Annotated in this window: 10 protein-coding genes; 4 read left to right on the forward strand and 6 right to left on the reverse strand. The window is 69.5% G+C overall.

Features of this window, described 5'->3' with window-relative positions; genetic code table 11:
* Positions 1-62 precede the first annotated feature (62 nt).
* From AAT21_RS26820 to AAT21_RS26830, 3 genes are all read left to right on the forward strand, one after another.
* Positions 63-1289: a thiolase family protein gene (locus AAT21_RS26820; RefSeq protein ID WP_030847655.1), complete on the forward strand. Its 1227-nt coding sequence runs from the start codon at positions 63-65 to the stop codon at positions 1287-1289.
* On the forward strand, positions 1286-3415 hold the full coding sequence (locus tag AAT21_RS26825) for a 3-hydroxyacyl-CoA dehydrogenase NAD-binding domain-containing protein (protein WP_046779516.1): 2130 nt from the start codon (positions 1286-1288) through the stop codon (positions 3413-3415). Before AAT21_RS26820 ends, AAT21_RS26825 begins: the two co-directional genes overlap by 4 nt.
* Positions 3416-3507: 92 nt before the next feature.
* On the forward strand, positions 3508-4563 hold the full coding sequence (locus AAT21_RS26830; RefSeq protein ID WP_046779517.1) for an LCP family protein: 1056 nt from the start codon (positions 3508-3510) through the stop codon (positions 4561-4563).
* Between the two features lie 81 nt (positions 4564-4644).
* On the opposite strand, the gene AAT21_RS26835 is transcribed toward AAT21_RS26830, so the two are convergent.
* The 6 genes from AAT21_RS26835 to AAT21_RS26860 all read right to left on the reverse strand — a co-directional run bounded on the left by AAT21_RS26835 (position 4645) and on the right by AAT21_RS26860 (position 13146).
* Complete coding sequence (locus AAT21_RS26835) at positions 4645-6132, reverse strand: amino acid permease (protein ID WP_046779518.1); 1488 nt, start codon at positions 6130-6132, stop codon at positions 4645-4647.
* A gap of 130 nt (positions 6133-6262) precedes the next feature.
* Positions 6263-8179 (reverse strand): 1-deoxy-D-xylulose-5-phosphate synthase, encoded by a 1917-nt coding sequence (gene dxs / locus AAT21_RS26840; RefSeq protein WP_046779519.1) that lies wholly within the window; start codon positions 8177-8179, stop codon positions 6263-6265.
* 263 nt (positions 8180-8442) lie between these two features.
* Complete coding sequence (locus AAT21_RS26845) at positions 8443-9699, reverse strand: sugar ABC transporter permease (RefSeq protein ID WP_046779695.1); 1257 nt, start codon at positions 9697-9699, stop codon at positions 8443-8445.
* 53 nt (positions 9700-9752) lie between these two features.
* Positions 9753-10541, reverse strand: coding sequence for an ATP-binding cassette domain-containing protein (locus tag AAT21_RS26850; protein WP_030036503.1), 789 nt, complete (start codon positions 10539-10541; stop codon positions 9753-9755).
* Between the two features lie 160 nt (positions 10542-10701).
* A complete protein-coding gene (locus AAT21_RS26855) occupies positions 10702-11814 on the reverse strand; it encodes a sugar ABC transporter substrate-binding protein (RefSeq protein WP_046779520.1) in 1113 nt (370 codons plus the stop codon).
* A 117-nt stretch (positions 11815-11931) separates the two neighbouring features.
* Positions 11932-13146, reverse strand: a complete 1215-nt coding sequence (locus AAT21_RS26860) for an ROK family transcriptional regulator (protein ID WP_046779521.1) — start codon at positions 13144-13146, stop codon at positions 11932-11934.
* 631 nt (positions 13147-13777) lie between these two features.
* On the opposite strand from AAT21_RS26860, the gene mgtA reads away from it, so the two are divergent.
* The gene (gene mgtA / locus AAT21_RS26865) at positions 13778-16525 is read left to right on the forward strand and encodes a magnesium-translocating P-type ATPase (protein ID WP_107081401.1); all 2748 of its coding nucleotides are present in this window, start codon (positions 13778-13780) and stop codon (positions 16523-16525) included.
* The last annotated feature ends 92 nt before the right edge of the window (positions 16526-16617 follow it).

Consider the following 16617-nt stretch of genomic DNA (forward strand, 5'->3'; position numbering starts at 1 on the left):
GCAACGTATGCCGAACGCGCCCCCGCGCAGCAGTGCCATCCCGCACCTGGAGGAGAGCCAACGTGCCTCGTACCGTCAGGGACGTCGTCTTCGTCGACGGCGTCCGCACCCCGTTCGGCAAGGCGGGCCCGAAGGGCATCTACAACGAGACCCGCGCCGACGATCTCGTCGTGAAGGCGATCCGGGAGCTGCTGCGCCGCAACCCGGACCTGGACCCCAAGAAGATCGACGAGGTCGCCATCGCCGCGACCACGCAGATCGGCGACCAGGGCCTGACGCTGGGCCGCACGGCCGGCATCCTCGCGGGCCTCCCGCAGTCCGTCCCGGGCTACTCCATCGACCGCATGTGCGCCGGCGCGCTGACCGCCGTGACCGCCGTCGCGGGCGGTGTGGCCTTCGGTGCGTACGACGTCGCCCTCGCCGGCGGTGTCGAGCACATGGGCCGCCACCCCATGGGCGAGGGCGTCGACCCGAACCCGCGCTTCGTCTCCGAGAAGCTGGTCGACGAGTCCGCCCTGTTCATGGGCATGACCGCCGAGAACCTGCACGACCGGTACCCGACGATCACCAAGCTCCGCGCCGACGAGTACGCCGTGCGCTCGCAGGAGAAGGCCGCCAAGGCGTACGCCGACGGCAAGATCCAGCAGGACCTGGTCCCGATCTCGGTCCGCAACACCAACGAGGCCGCGGGCGAGACGGGCTGGGGCCTGGTCACCACCGACGAGCCGATGCGCCCCGGCACCACGCTGGAGAACCTGGCGAACCTGAAGACCCCGTTCCGTACGCACGGCCGGGTCACCGCGGGCAACGCCGCCGGTCTCAACGACGGCGCCACCGCCGCGATCATCGCGTCCGAGGACTTCGCCCGCGAGAACAACCTCCCGGTCAAGATGCGCCTCGTCTCGTACTCCTTCGCGGGTGTCGAGCCGGAGGTCATGGGCTACGGCCCGATCCCGGCCACCGAGAAGGCCCTGGCCCAGGCCGGCCTGACGATCGACGACATCGGTCTCTTCGAGATCAACGAGGCCTTCGCGGTCCAGGTGCTCGCCTTCCTGGAGCACTACGGCATCGCCGACGACGACGCCCGGGTGAACCAGTACGGCGGCGCCATCGCCTTCGGTCACCCGCTGGCCTCCTCCGGCGTGCGTCTGATGACGCAGCTGGCCCGCCAGTTCGAGGAGCAGCCGCACGTCCGCTACGGCCTGACCACCATGTGCGTCGGCTTCGGCATGGGCGCGACGGTCATCTGGGAGAACCCGAACTTCAACGCCGAGGGAGACTCCAAGTGAGCACCACCGCTGAGCTCCTGAAGGGTGCGGCCGAGCTGTTCCCGGACGAGGTCGTCACGTCCGCGCACGTCCGCCACCTGGACCTGCCGTTCGGCGCCGGGCGCTTCGCGCTCATCACGCTGGACAACGGCTTCGACCACACCAAGCCGACCACCTTCGGCCCGCAGTCCCTCGCCAACCTCAACGCGGCGATCGACCAGGTCGAGCAGGAGGCCGCCGCCGGCACCATCGTCGGTGCGGGCATCACCGGCAAGCCGTTCATCTTCGCGGTCGGCGCCGACCTCAAGGGTGTCGAGCTGCTGAAGAAGCACGACGAGGCGCTCGCCATCGGCAAGGGCGGCCACGACGTCTTCAAGCGCCTCTCGGCGCTGGCCGTTCCGACCTTCGCGTACTACAACGGCGCGGCGATGGGCGGCGGCGTCGAGGTCGGTCTGCACTGCAGCTACCGCACCGTCTCCAAGGCCATCCCGGCCTTCTCTCTGCCCGAGGTCTTCCTCGGCCTGGTTCCCGGCTGGGGCGGCTGCGCCATCCTGCCGAACCTGATCGGCGCCGAGCGCGCGGTCTCGGTCATCATCGAGAACTCGCTGAACCAGAACCGGCAGCTGAAGGGCCGGCAGGTCTTCGAGCTCGGCATCGCCGACGCGATCTTCGAGGGCGCGGACTTCCTGGAGCAGTCGCTCCTGTGGACCGCGAACGTCCTGAACGGCACCACCGAGGTCGTCCGTGCGGAGATCGACCGCGGCGAGGCCTGGGACGCGGCCGTCGCCAAGGGCCGCTTCATCGCGGACTCCAAGGTGCACGGCGCCGCTCCGGCCGCCTACCGCGCCCTGGACATCATCGCCGCGGCCAAGGACGGCGACCTGCAGGCGGGCTTCGACGCCGAGGACACGGCCCTGGCCGACCTCATCATGGGCGGCGAACTGCGCTCGGGCATCTACGCCTTCAACCTGGTCCAGAAGCGCGCCAAGCGCCCGGCCGGTGCCCCGGACAAGTCCCTGGCCCGTCCGGTCACCAAGGTCGGCGTCGTCGGCGCGGGCCTGATGGCCTCGCAGCTGGCGCTGCTGTTCCTGCGCCGCCTGGAGGTGCCGGTGGTCCTCACCGACATCGACCAGGAGCGCGTGGACAAGGGTGTGGGCTACGTCCACGCCGAGATCCAGAAGCTGCTCGGCAAGGGCCGCATCAACCAGGACAAGGCCAACCGCCTGACCGCCCTGGTGAGCGGTGTCCTGGACAAGGCCGAGGGTTTCGCGGACGCGGACTTCATCATCGAGGCCGTGTTCGAGGAGATGTCCGTCAAGCAGAAGGTGTTCGCGGAGGTCGAGGCGGTCGCCCCGGCGCACGCGATCCTCGCCACCAACACCTCCTCGCTGTCGGTGTCGGAGATGGCCTCCAAGCTCCAGCACCCGGAGCGCGTGGTCGGCTTCCACTTCTTCAACCCGGTCGCGATCCTCCCGCTGCTGGAGATCGTCCGCGGTGAGCAGACCGACGACGCCTCGCTGGCCACGGCCTTCGGTGTCGCCAAGAAGCTGAAGAAGACCGCGGTCCTCACCAAGGACGCCCCGGCGTTCGTCGTGAACCGCATCCTGACCCGCTTCATGGGCGAGATCCAGAACGTCATCGACGAGGGCACCCCGGTCGCCACGGCGGAGAAGGCCATCGAGCCGCTCGGCCTGCCGATGTCCCCGCTGGTGCTGCTGGAGCTCGTGGGCCCGGCGATCGGCCTGCACGTCTCCGAGACCCTGAACCGCTCCTTCCCGGAGCGCTTCACCGTCTCCCCGAACCTCGCTGCGGTCGTCAAGGCCGGCAAGCGCGGCTTCTACGTCTACGATTCCGGCAAGCCGGAGCTGGACCCCGAGGTCGCCGCGCTCCTGGTCCAGGGCGACTCCGTCCTGACCGAGGAGCAGGTCCGCGACCGGGTCCTGGACGCGGTGGCGCAGGAGATCGGCCTGATGCTGGAGGAGGGTGTCGTGGCCGAGGCCCAGGACATCGACCTCTGCCTCATCACCGGTGCCGGCTGGCCCTTCCACCTGGGCGGCATCACGCCGTACCTGGACCGTGAGGGCGTCTCGGAGCGGGTGAACGGCAAGAAGTTCCTCGCCCCCGGCATCGCGAGCGTCCCGGCCTAGTCCGGACCGCAGGCGGCTGTTCGACAGCCGAGGCCCGCTCCCTCCAGGGGGCGGGCCTCGGCCGTTCGAATACCTGTCTAAGATTCACCCCCATGACGGAAACGCACGCGACGGAAACGCACGCGCGGCCCGGACGCCGCCGACGCCGCATTCTGCGGATCACCCTGCTGCTGGTCGCCGTGCTGATCCTGGGCGCGGCCGGAGCCGGCTGGTGGACCTACAGCCACCTCAACGGCAACATCGACAGCGTCGACCTGGACCGGGCGATCGGTGACAACCGGCCCGCCAAGGTGGTCGCGAACGCGCAGAACATCCTGGTGCTCGGCTCCGACTCGCGGGCCGGGGCCAATGGCGACCTCGACCACGGATCGGTCAGTGGCGCCCGCTCGGACACCGCGATGCTGGTGCACATACCCGAGGGCCGGGCGAAGGCCACCGCGGTGAGCATCCCCCGCGACACCCTTATCACCCGGCCCGAGTGCAAGGACCGCGACGGCAAGGCCGTGCCGTCCGCGAAGCGGGTCATGTTCAACTCCGTCTACTCGCTGGCCGGTCCGGCCTGCGTGGTCAACACGGTCGAGCAGATGTCCGGTGTCCGCGTGGACCACTTCGTCGAGGTGGACTTCGCGGGCTTCAAGGGCCTGGTGGACGCCCTGGGCGGGGTCACCGTCACCCTGGACAAGCCGATGAGCGGCGCCAAGGGCGGTCTGAAGCTCGACGCGGGCACGCACCGGCTGAACGGCACCGACTCGCTGAAGTTCGTCCGTACCCGGTACGGCTACGGCGACGGCAGCGACCTCGGACGCATCGGCCTGCAGCAGCAGTTCATGCTGGCGATGCTGGCGGAGATCAAGAAGCAGGACGCGCTCGGCAACCCGGCGCGGCTCTACAAGCTCGCGGACGCCGGCACCAAGTCGCTGACCACCGACTCCGATCTGGCCTCGCTGACCGCGCTGTCGGACTTCGCGCAGAGCATGAAGGGCGTCGACCCGGAGACGATGGAGACCATCATGCTGCCGGTCGCCTACGACAAGGTGGACCCCAACCGCGTGGTGGTGGCCGAGCCGCAGGCCACCCAGCTGTGGGACGCCCTGCGCAAGGACGAGAAGGTTCCCGCCTCCGCGAAGGAGTCCCCCGCCAAGGGCTGACGGGACCCCTGGGCGGACACGGAGCCGGCCGTACGGGTGAACCCGTACGGCCGGCTCCGGCGTTCGCGCGGCCGCGGTTTCTCAGAACTTGGCGTCCGCGCCGACCTTGCCGAGACGGCTGTGCTGGCGTCCGTAGAGGAAGTAGACGACGACGCCGATGGCCATCCAGATGCCGAAGCGCAGCCAGGTCTCGGCCGGCAGGTTGAGCATCAGCCACAGCGAGGCCGCGATCGACAGGATCGGGATGAACGGCACCCACGGGGTCCGGAAGGACCGGTGCAGGTCGGGGCGGGTCCGGCGCAGGACGATCACGCCGAGCGCGACCACCACGAAGGCGAACAGGGTGCCGATGTTGACCAGTTCCGCGAGGCTCTCCAGGCTGGTGAAGCCCGCGACGATCGCGATGATCCCGCCGAGCAGGACGGTCGCCCGGTAGGGGGTGCGGTACTTCGGGTGGGTCACGGAGAAGACCCGGGGCAGCAGTCCGTCACGGCTCATGGCGAAGAACACGCGGGTCTGGCCGAGCAGCAGGATCATGCAGACCGTGATCAGGCCGACGGACGCTCCGAGACTGATGGCGCCCGAGAAGAACGGCTGGTTGACCGATTTGAAGGCCTCGGCGAGCGGCGCGGTCGGGGACATCTCCGAGTACTTCTGCATGCCGGTGACCACGAGGGTCACCGCGACGTAGAGCACGGTGCAGATGAGCAGCGAGCCCAGGATGCCGCGCGGCATGTCCCGCTGGGGGTTCTTGGTCTCCTCGGCAGCCGTCGCCACGACGTCGAAGCCGATGAAGGCGAAGAAGATGAGCGAGGCCGCCGTGAAGATGCCCATCACGCCGAAGTTGGTGGGCTCGTAGCCGAACAGCAGCTGGACCAGTGGCGCGTGCCAGCCGCTGACGCCCTCGGCCTGGGGCTGGGCCGGCGGGATGAACGGCGAGTAGTTGTCGGCCTTGATGAAGAACAGACCGGCGATGATGACCAGCAGCACGACGGTCACCTTGATGGCGACGACGACCGCGGTGATCCGCGCGGAGAGCTTCGTCCCGACGACCAGGATCCACGTCAGCACCAGGACCAGCAGGAAGGCCAGCAGGTCGAAGTGGCCGCCGGCATCGGGGCCGGACAGGGAGGTCGGCAGGGTCCAGCCGAGGTTGGTGTCCATGAGGTGGCGCACGTAGCCGGACCAGCCGACCGCGACCACCGCGGTGCCGAGCGCGAACTCGAGCACCAGGTCCCAGCCGATGATCCAGGCGGGCAGTTCACCGATGGAGGCGTAACTGAAGGTGTACGCCGATCCGGCCACCGGCACGGTGGACGCGAACTCCGCGTAGCAGAGCGCCGCGAGGGCGCAGACGATGCCCGCGGCCACGAAGGCGAGGGCGGTGGCGGGTCCGGCGTTGTTCCGGGCCGCGATGCCCGTGAGGACGAAGATGCCGGTGCCGATGATGACACCCACACCGAACACCGTCAGGTCCCAGGCGGAGAGCGACTTGCGGAGCGCGTGTTCCGGCTCCTCCGTGTCGCGGATGGACTGCTCCACCGTCTTGGTGCGGAAGGGGCTGTTCATATCCCTACTCACCGACGCACCTCCGAACAGGTGTCGACGCACGCGAACGGGCCGGGAGGCCCACTCCTCAAGAGTGATCTCCCGGCCCGTGACGTGCAACCGCGCGGCGATCTAGTACCCGCCGTCCGTGCTAGTCGACGGTGGCCGCCGGCTCGCTGTCGTAGCGGCCGTCCAGCTTGGCCACCAGGCCCGTGACCTGCCGGGCGATGTCCGGAGCGGTCAGCCCGATCTCGGCCATGACCTCCTTGCGGGAGGCGTGGTCGAGGAAGCGCTGCGGGATGCCGAAGTCGCGCAGGGGTACGTCGACCCCCGCGTCCCGCAGGGCCTGCGAGACGGCGGAGCCCACGCCGCCGGCACGGCCGTTGTCCTCGACGGTGACGACCACGCGGTGCCGGTCCGCGAGCGGGGCCAGGGCCTCGTCCACGGGCTTGACCCAGCGCGGGTCCACGACGGTCGTGGAGATGCCCTGCTTGTCGAGCAGGTCGGCGATCTCCAGGCACATCGGGGCGAGCGCACCGACCGAGACGAGCAGTACGTCCGGCCGGGTGACCTCGGCGCCCGGGGCGCGCAGGACGTCCATGCCGCCGATCCGGCCGACGGCCGGGACAGCCGGGCCGACGACGCCCTTGGAGAAGCGGACCACGGTCGGGGCGTCCTTGACCTCGACGGCCTCGCGCAGCTGGGAGCGCAGCTGTTCGGCGTCGCGCGGTGCGGCGAGGCGCAGGCCCGGGACGACCTGGAGGATGGACATGTCCCACATGCCGTTGTGGGAGGCGCCGTCGTCGCCGGTGACGCCGGCGCGGTCCAGGACGAAGGTGACCCCGCACTTGTGGAGGGCCACGTCCATCAGGACCTGGTCGAAGGCGCGGTTGAGGAAGGTCGCGTACACCGCGAAGACGGGGTGGACGCCGCCGGTGGCCAGGCCAGCCGCGGAGGTGGCGCCGTGCTGCTCGGCGATGCCCACGTCGTAGATGCGGTCCGGGAAGGCCTCGGCGAACTTGTTGAGGCCGACCGGGTGGAGCATGGCCGCGGTGATGCCGACGATGTCCTCGCGCTCGTGGCCGATCTTGACCATTTCGTCGGCGAAGACGGAGGTCCAGCTGGCGGCGGCGGTCTTGACCGGCAGGCCGGGGTCGGGGGGGATCACGCCGACCGCGTGGAAGCGGTCCGCCTCGTGCTCCAGGGCCGGGGTGTAGCCGCGGCCCTTCTGGGTGAGGCAGTGCACGATGACGGGCCCGCTGAAGCGCTTGGCGCGCTGCAGGGCGGACTCCAGTGCCTCGATGTCGTGGCCGTCGATGGGCCCGATGTACTTGAGCCCGAGGTCCTCGAACATGCCCTGTGGGGCGATGAAGTCCTTGAGGCCCTTCTTGGCGCCGTGCAGGGTCTCGAAGAGCGGCTTGCCGACGACCGGGGTGCGCTCCAGGATCTCCTTGCCGCGGGCGAGGAAGCGCTCGTAGCCGTCGGTGGTGCGCAGGGTGGCCAGGTGGTTGGCGAGGCCGCCGATGGTGGGGCCGTAGGAGCGCTCGTTGTCGTTGACGACGATGACCAGCGGGCGGTCCTTGGCGGCGGCGATGTTGTTCAGCGCCTCCCAGGCCATGCCGCCGGTCAGCGCGCCGTCGCCGATGACGGCGGCGACGTGGTGGTCCTCGCGGCCCAGCACCTCGTTGGCCTTGGCGAGGCCGTCGGCCCAGCCGAGCACGGTGGAGGCGTGCGAGTTCTCGATCACGTCGTGGTCGGACTCGGCGCGCGAGGGGTAGCCGGACAGGCCGGTCTTGGTGCGCAGCCCGGCGAAGTCCTGGCGGCCCGTGAGCAGCTTGTGGACGTAGGCCTGGTGGCCGGTGTCGAAGAGGACCTTGTCCTTGGGCGAGTCGAAGACCCGGTGCAGGGCGATCGTCAGTTCGACCACCCCGAGGTTGGGGCCGAGGTGCCCGCCGGTCTTGGAGACGGCGTCGACGAGGAAGGACCTGATCTCGGCCGCGAGCTGGTCGAGCTCCTCCTGGCTGAGCCGGTCCAGATCGCGCGGTCCCTTGATGCGGGGCAGCAGCACCCGTGCCTCCTTGCAGTTGCTTGCTGGTCTGTCGAGTCTAATGTTCCGTCTCCGCGCCCGGTCATCGGGCCGTCCCGGAGCGGTCACACCTTTGTCATACATGTACGCCCGACCGGGCGGCCACACCTCGCATACGGGCGTATACCCGCACACGAGTACCCCGCACATGCACGCACCGATGCCCGGCACCACGGGAAGTGGCGCCGGGCACTGTGACCGGTGTTACCGCCGGAGGCAGCTCCGGCGGGCCGTCGGACGCGCGGTCAGGCGCGGCCGGCCGACTTCTGGGTCTTGCGGGTGACCGAGTCGATCACCACGGTGGCCAGCAGCACCGCGCCGGTGATCATGTACTGGATCGGCGTCGCGATGCCTTCCAGGGCCAGACCGTACTGGATCGAGACGATGACCATGACGCCGAGGAGGGCGTTCCAGGTCCGGCCCCGGCCGCCGAAGAGGCTGGTGCCGCCGATGACGGCCGCCGCGATCACGTTCATCAGCAGGTCGCCGGCACCGGCGCTCTGGTTGGCCGCCGCGATCTTGGAGGCCCAGAACAGGCCGCCGATGGCGGCGAAGGTGCTGGAGATCGCGAAGACCGTGACCCGGATCCGGGTGACGTTGATACCCGCACGGCGGGAGGCCTCGACGCTGCCACCCAGTGCGAAAACGTTTCGCCCGAAGGTCGTGCGGCGCAGCAGGAAGTCCGTGACGATCAGGGCCAGCAGGAAGAGCACCACCGCGAGCGGCAGGCCCTTGTACTGGTTGAACACCACGGCGGGGCCGAAGGCGAACACCGCGAGCAGGCCGGTGCGCAGCAGGATCTCGGAGAGCGGCCGGGACGGCATCCCGGCCGCCTCGCGGCGCCTCGCGTCGAGGAAGGCGGCGACGAAGTAGCCCGCCACCGCGACCGCGGCCAGCCCGTAGGCGACGGCGACGTCCGAGAAGAAGTACGTGGTCAGCTGGCCGACCACGCCGTCGGAGTCGATGTTGATCGTGCCGTTGCTGCCGAGGATCTGCAGCATCGCGCCGAGCCAGAAGAGCAGGCCCGACAGGGTGACGGCGAAGGCCGGGGCGCCGAGCTTGGCGAAGAAGAAACCGTGGATGGAGCCGATCAGGGCGCCTCCGACGACGGCCGCCAGGATGGCCAGCCATTCGTTCACACCGTGGCTGACGGCGAGGACGGCGACGATGGCGCCCGAGACACCGCTGACCGAGCCGACCGAGAGGTCGATCTCGCCGAGCAGCAGCACGAAGATGATGCCGATGGCGATCATGCCGGTGCCGGTCATCGTGATCGCGATGTTGCTGAGGTTCTCCGGGGAGAGGAAGTTCGAGTTCAGCCCCTGGAAGATGGACCAGATGACGATCAGGCCGATGACGACCGGGAGGGAACCCAGGTCGCCCGCCTTCATCTTGTGTTTGAACTCGCCCCAGTAGCCGGCGAGGCCCTCTTCCCTGACGAGCAGGCGGGGGTCCACGGCCGGGATCGCGTCGTGCGCGGCCGCGGGGTTGACCGGGTTGATGTGCTCCTGCTGGTCGACGGTGCCCTTGGGACCGGTGGCAGGGTTCGGGGTGCTCACTTGCCGGCCTCCGAGGTGCGGGCCGCCCGGCGGGTCACGGCGTTGTCCGTGGCACCGGTGATGGCGGAGATGATCTCTTCCTGCGAGGTGTCGGCGACGTTGAAGACACCGTTGTTGCGGCCCAGCCGCAGGACCGCCACCTTGTCGGCGACGGCCTTCACATCGGCCATGTTGTGGCTGATGAGGATGACGGCGTGGCCGCGCTCACGCAGCCGCTCCACCAGGTCGAGCACCTGAGCGGTCTGCTCGACGCCGAGGGCGGCGGTGGGCTCGTCGAGGATGACGAGCTGGGGCTCGCCCAGCATGGAACGGGCGATCGCCACGGTCTGGCGCTGACCGCCCGACAGCGAGGCGATGGGGATCCGGACACTGGGGATCCGGATGGACAGCGTGGTCAGGAGCTCGCGGGCGCGCCGCTCCATCTCCACCTCGTCGAGGACGCCGAACTTCTTGAGCTCGCGGCCGAGGAACAGGTTGCCGACGACATCGATGTTGTCGCACAGCGCCAGGTCCTGGTAGACCGTCGCGATGCCCAGGTTCTGGGCGTCGTGGGGCTTGCCGATGGAAACCGGGCGCCCCTCCCACTCGATGACTCCGTCATCGATGGGGTGCACGCCGGCGATCGTCTTGACCAGCGTGGACTTGCCGGCACCGTTGTCGCCGACCAGGGCGACCACTTCACCGGAGTGGATCTCGAGTTCTACGTCGGTCAGGGCCTGAACGGCGCCGAACCGCTTCGAGACCCCTCGCAACGCCAGCACGGGCGCAGCGGACACATGAACCATCTCCTTCGCCGCCTGACCGGCGGGGATGTCGTGCAGAAGAGCAGGAGCGGGGCGAATGGGGGAACGTTTCTGCCCGGCGCCCCGCCGGGTGGCGGGGAAAGGAGGGGCGGGGCGCCGGTCAGGTACGTGGGGCCGTCTCGTGGGGAGGCGGCGGGGGCCGCTACTTCAGGCCGATGGCGGCGCAGGCGGCCGCGTACTTCTCGGTGCAGATCTCGTCGACCGTGTAGACGCCGTCCTTGACGACGGTGTCCTTGATGTTGGCCTTGGTCAGCGAGACGACCGGGATCAGGACGGCTGCGACGCCCTTGGTGGTGGGGCTGTCGACCGTGGACGTGCTGCCTTCGGCCTTCCCGCCCTTGGCGAGGGCGACGGCCATCTTGGCGGCGGCCTCGGCCTCGGGGGCGTACGGCTTGTAGACGCTCATGAACTGCTCGCCCGCGACGATCCGCTGCACACCGGCGAGTTCGGCGTCCTGGCCGGTGACCGGCGGCAGGGGGGAGACGCCGGCGGCCTTGAGGGCGGTGATGATGCCGCCGGCCATGCCGTCGTTGGCGGAGTAGACGCCGATGACCTTGTCCTTGCCGAGCGCGGAGAGCGCGGCCGCCATGTTGGTGTTGGCGTTCTCCGGCTTCCACTCGACGGTGTCGTACTCCTTGCCGATGTTCACCTTGCCGTCGAGCTCGGAGTGTGCGCCGGACTTGAAGAGCTTGGCGTTCGGGTCGGTGACCGAACCGTTCATCATGACGATCTGGCCGTCCTTGGCCTTGTCGCCCAACGCCTCCAGCAGCGCCTTGCCCTGGACCTTGCCGACCTCTTCGTTGTCGAAGGAGGTGTAGGCGTCGATCGGGCCCTCGGCGAGGCGGTCGTAGGCCACGACCGGGATACCGGCGTCCTTGGCCTTCTTGACCGAGCCGGCGATGGCCTTGGAGTCCACCGCGTCGATGATCAGGACGTCCACCTTGTTGGTGATCATCGTGTCGACCTGGGAGTTCTGCGTGGTCGCGTCCTGCTTGGCGTTGGCGTAGACGACCTCGCCCTTGCCGCCGGTGAGCTCGGCGACCTTCTTCTCGATGAGCGGCTTGTCGAACTTCTCGTAACGCGCGGTCTGGTTCTCCGGCAGGAGCAGACCGACCTTGATCGCGTCGCCCTTGGCCGCGCCGGACGACTCCTTCGTCTTGTCGCCGGCCTCCTTGGCACTGCCACAGGCGGCGAGGGAAACGGCCATGGCGCCGGCGGCAACGGCTACGGCGGCTCTGCGCATACGCGTGTTCATTACTTGAACCTCCCTGACGTGGCCGCTACGCCGCGGCCGAGGTGGATGTGAGTCAACCCCGGCCGCGTTTTGCCGTCAAGGAGTGAATTCTTAACGAGATGACAACGGTGCCATTCGTTATCTACCTGAAGGCAAGACGGCTGGAGCTCGCACTCCACTTCCATGATCTGACAAAAGCGTCGAATCGCCCATCTCGCTCAGCACGAGCGCCAGTGCGCCCAGCACCTCGGCCCGTCCGCCCAGGGACCCCGTGAGCACCGACAACTGCCGGGCCGCACTGGGGATCGCGTACCTCCCCACTGATTCACGGATGGGCGCCAGGACGAGTTCACCGGCCTCCGCCAGAGAGCCGCCCAGCACCACCCGGCTCGGGTTCAGCAGGTTGCACAGACTGGCCACCCCGCTGCCGATGTGACGGCCGACGTCGGTGATCACCCGGCGGCAGCCGGGGTCGCCGTCGCGGGCCAGCTCGACCACCCGCTCCATCGTCAGCTCCGGCCCGTGCGTGCCCTGGAGCAGCGGCAGGACGTACCGGGCCGCGGCGAAGGTCTCCAGGCAGCCACGGTTCCCGCAGCGGCAGACCGGGCCCGATTCGTCGAGCGTGATGTGCCCGATCTCGCCCGCCGTGCCGCCCGGGCCGCGGTAGATCTGGCCGTTGATCACCAGGCCGGCGCCGACGCCGCTGGCCACCTTGATGTAGGCCAGGTCCTTCACTCCCCGGCCACTCCCCCAAACGAGTTCACCGAGGGCGCCGAGGTTCGCGTCGTTGTCCACGTAGACGGGCACACCGAGGCGCTGGGAGAGCTCCTGGCGCGGATTGATCCCGGCCCAGCCCGGCAGGATCGCGGTCGAGCCCAGGGTCCCGGACTCCACGTCGATCGGGCCGGGGACGCCGAGACCGACGCCGATGACCTTGTCCAGGCCGACTCCTATGCCCTCGATCAGGCGTCCGACCAGGGCTTCCGCCCGGTCGAAGCCGTCCGCCCAGGAGGCGTCGACGTCCAGCGGTTCGGTCTCCTCGGCGAGGACCTGGTGGGCGAGGTTGCCCACGGCCACCCGCAGGTGGGTGTGGCCGAAGTCGACGCCGATCACGATGCCCGCGTCACCGCTGAGCGACACGCTCCGGGCCCGCCGGCCCCCGGCCGAGGTGTCGGTGACCTCGACGGTCCCGCCTTCCTTCAGCTCCCGGACGATGTTGGAGACCGTGGCCGCCGACAGTCCGGTGGTACGGGCGATCTCCGCCTGGGTCAGCGACCCCGCGAGCCGCACCGCCCGTACGACCCGTTCGAGATTCGCGCGGTGCAGTGACGACTGCGATCCGGGAGTCTGCACGACTCATCCACTCCTGCCCATAAGCGACGGCCAGCCGTCGCCCCCCGGCCGGGACACATCGCGACGGCGCGCTCCGAGACCCCGGCGTCTCTCCAACTTGTGAACCTTAAGTCGAGCCTTTGCGCATCCGCACGTCAAGAGGCTGACACGACACGAAACGGGCCTACCGGCCGAAAGGGGGAGGGAGCGGCCCAGTGGATCGTGTTACGGTCGCTGAGGCGCCGGTCCTCTGCGGCCCTTCCGGCCGGACCGGGCGCCTGCCATGTCAGCGCGACGCGAGGAGGTGTTCGGGATGAGTCCCGATCGAAGTCTTCGCAGCGCTCTCTCCGGCTGATCCGCCGAACGGCTGACCCACCGGCCTCTCCATGAGTGCGCAGGGCAGCGGTCCGCCGCCTGCCCCGTGCGCGGCTGCGTTCCTTTCGCGTTCCTCTCGCATTCCTTTCGCGTACCTTTCGCGTCTTTCCTCACCTTCCCCTCCCTGCCGCAGGACCGGGCGGCCCCGTCCGGCGTGCGTCATCTCTGTCCGTCGGCTACGCGACGGCCCGCGCGGCCGTCGCACGCCGACCCCTGATCACTCCGCGTGACCGTGCGGCTCCGTGCTGCCCGGGAACCGCGGAGGGAGGTATGTGCCATGACCATGCTCACCCCCCGTACCCCGGCCAGGCTCGCGCCGCCGGGCCGATCCCGCCGCGAGCGCAGGGCCGCCGAGCTGGAGTCCCGTACCCGGCTCGTCGGCGAGCGGCTCGCCGGGCTCAGCGCCGCCCCGGGCGTCCGGGCGCTGCAGTCCGTGGACGCGTCCCCCGGCGGCCTCACCCGCGCCGAGGCCGCACTGCGCCTGGAGCGCCACGGCCCGAACGCCGTCGCCCAGGAGCGCGCCCCGCGCTGGTACGTCCAGCTCGCGAAGGCCTTCCGGAACCCCTTCATCGCCGTCCTGGTCCTCCTGGCCGCCGTCATGTACTGGCAGGACCCCGCCGACCCCGGTGTGGTCATCCTTTCCGTGATGGTGGGGATCAGCGGGCTGCTGCGCTTCTGGCAGGAGTTCCGCTCGGGGCGCGCCGCCGACGCGCTGGCGCAGCTCGTCACCACCACCTGCGCGGTCCAGCGCCGGGCCGGCAGCGGTTCCCTGCCCACCACCCTCGAGGTGCCCATGGACCAGGTGGTCCCCGGCGACGTGGTCAAGCTGGCCGCCGGCGACCTGATCCCGGCCGACCTGCGGCTGCTCACCGCGAAGGACCTGATGATCAGCCAGGCCGCGCTCTCCGGCGAGTCACTGCCGGTGGCCAAGGCGGACACCCGCGTGCAGGACCTCGGCCAGCAGGCCACCACGGACCCGGTCGAGGCCGACAACCTGGCTCTGATGGGCACCTCGGTCACCTCCGGCACCGCCACCGGGGTCGTCGTCGCCACCGGCTCCGACACCTGGTTCGGCTCGATGGCCGGCTCCCTGGTCGGCGAGCGCCCGCAGACCAACTTCGACACCGGTGTGCGCAAGGTCAGCTTCCTGCTGATCCGCTTCATGCTGGTCATGGTCCCCGTCATCTTCATGATCAACGGCCTGACCAAGGGCGACTGGGACGAGGCCTTCCTCTTCGGCATCGCCGTGGCCGTGGGCCTGACCCCCGAAATGCTCCCGATGGTGGTCTCGGCCAACCTCGCCCGCGGCGCGGTCGCCATGGCCAGGCGCAAGGTGGTCGTCAAGCGGCTGGGCGCGATCCAGAACCTGGGCGCGATGGACGTGCTCTGCACGGACAAGACCGGCACCCTCACCGAGGACCGGATCGTCCTGGACCGCTACCTGGACGTGCACGGCAACGAGGACGGCGAGGTCCTGGAGTACGGCTACCTCAACGCCCACTTCCAGACCGGCCTGCGGAACCTGATGGACCGGGCGGTCATCGACCGCGTGGGCGAGGCCGAGGAGGTTGTCGTCGACACACGCTTCTCCATGGTCGACGAGATCCCCTTCGACTTCGCCCGGCGCCGGATGTCGGTGGTCCTGGCCCGCAACCCGCTCGCGGGCGGCTCCGGGGACGCCGGACAGGCCGGACAGACCGGACAGGCCGGACACGTCATGATCACCAAGGGTGCGGTGGAGGAGGTCCTGGCGCTCTGCACGCACATGACCGACCGCGGCGCGAGGGTGGAACTGACCGAGCAGCTGCGGTGGCACGTCACCCGGATCGCCGAGGACAACAACCGGCGGGGCCTGCGGGTGCTCGCCGTCGCCACCCGCACGATCACCGACCCCCGCGACACCTACGGCGTCGCCGACGAGGACCGGCTGACCCTGGTCGGTTTCCTCGCCTTCCTCGACCCGCCGAAGGCCGACGCCGCCCGGGCCCTGGAGGCGCTCGCCGACAAGGGCATCACGGTGAAGGTCGTCACCGGCGACAACGAGCTCGTCGCCGCCCGGGTCTGCGCGGACGTCGGCATCGACGTGGGCACCGTGGTCCTCGGCCCCGCGACCGACGCCCTCGACGACACCGAGCTGCGCGCGCTGGCCGCCCGTACGACGGTCTTCGCCAAGGTCAACCCGGTCCAGAAGGCCAGGATCGTCCGGGCGCTGCAGGCCGACGGGCACACCGTCGGCTTCCTCGGCGACGGCATCAACGACGCGGCCGCGCTGCGCGACGCGGACGTCGGCATCTCCGTGGACACCGCCGTCGACATCGCCAAGGAGTCCGCGGACATCATCCTGCTGGAGAAGGACCTCACCGTCCTGGAGCAGGGCGTCCTCCAGGGCCGGACCACCTTCGGCAACACGATCAAGTACATCAGGATGACGGCGTCGTCGAACTTCGGCAACGTCTTCTCGGTGCTGGTCGCGAGCGCCTTCATCCCCTTCCAGCCGATGCTCGCGATCATGCTGCTGGTCCAGAACCTGGTCTACGACATCGCGCAGCTGGCGACCCCGTGGGACCGGATGGACGAGGAGTACCTGCGCAAGCCCCGCAACTGGGACGCCAAGGGCATCGGCCGCTTCATGGTCACCATCGGTCCGATCAGCTCGATCTTCGACATCGCGATGTTCCTGATCATGTGGCACGTGTTCGCGGCCGACAGCGCGGCGAACCAGTCCCTCTTCCAGTCCGGCTGGTTCGTCGAGGGCCTGCTCTCCCAGACCCTGATCGTCCACATGATCCGCACCCGGAAGATCCCCTTCGTCCAGTCCCGCGCCTCCTGGCCGGTGATGCTGATGACCGTCCTCGCGGTGCTGACCGGGCTCTGGCTGCCCTTCTCGCCGCTGGCCTCCTCGCTGGGCTTCGTCGCCCTGCCGGCGGGCTACTTCCCGTGGCTGATCGGCGTGCTGCTCGCGTACTGCACCCTGACCCAGCTCGTGAAGGCCTGGCACATCCGCCGCTTCGGCACGTGGCTGTAGCCGGAGGCAGGATGAATTGAACACGTTCAGCCCGGCTGGCACTATGGATCCGTGACATCGCCGGCCGGGCGGACGTGTCCGTCCGCCGGGCC

The sequence above is a fragment of the Streptomyces yangpuensis genome (assembly GCF_001005295.1).
Lineage (GTDB): Bacteria > Actinomycetota > Actinomycetes > Streptomycetales > Streptomycetaceae > Streptomyces > Streptomyces yangpuensis.